Genomic DNA, 534 nt, shown 5'->3' with positions numbered 1-534 from the left:
GCAAGTGGTGTAGCCGACTTGATCAGACTGGTGCCATCATTCAAATATGGCCAATCAATCTACACGAGATGCCGCGTTGGATAGCTCAACGAGCCAATAAAATGGGCTTGAACTTAGCTCGTGACGCCGTTTCACTTTTGTCTGATAGATTAGAAGGCAACTTACTCGCTGCACAACAGGAGCTTGAGAAGCTTAAGCTTCTTCACCCTGACAGCAGTGTCGAAATTTCTACTGAAGATGTGTTGGAAAGTGTTTCAGATGCTTCTCGCTACGATGTCTTTAACCTTACCGACGCCTGTTTGACCGGAAAGGCCAAGCAAAGCGCAAAAATCATCTCCCACCTTCGCCTTGAAGGCGTAGAAGTCACCTTTGTCTTGTGGGCTTTAAGTAAAGAGATTCGCTTACTACTGAATTTGTCTCATGCCCTGAGCAAAGGTCAGCCATTGCCGGCATTATTCAAACAACATCGTATCATTCAAAAACGCCAGGCAGGTCTGTCTGCCGCCGCACAAAAGCACAGCCCTCAAAAGCTAT

1 protein-coding gene is annotated in these 534 nt (G+C 46.8%); it reads left to right on the top strand.

Annotated elements, in window-relative coordinates:
• Positions 1-534, top strand: a 534-nt coding sequence (holA, locus tag A3729_RS10545; protein WP_068633796.1) for a DNA polymerase III subunit delta, incomplete at both ends; no start/stop codon positions are given.

Source organism: Oleiphilus sp. HI0043 (genome assembly GCF_001634935.1).
The sequence above is the reverse complement of the archived record's forward strand: the minus strand, read 5'-3'. Positions and strand labels throughout refer to the sequence as shown.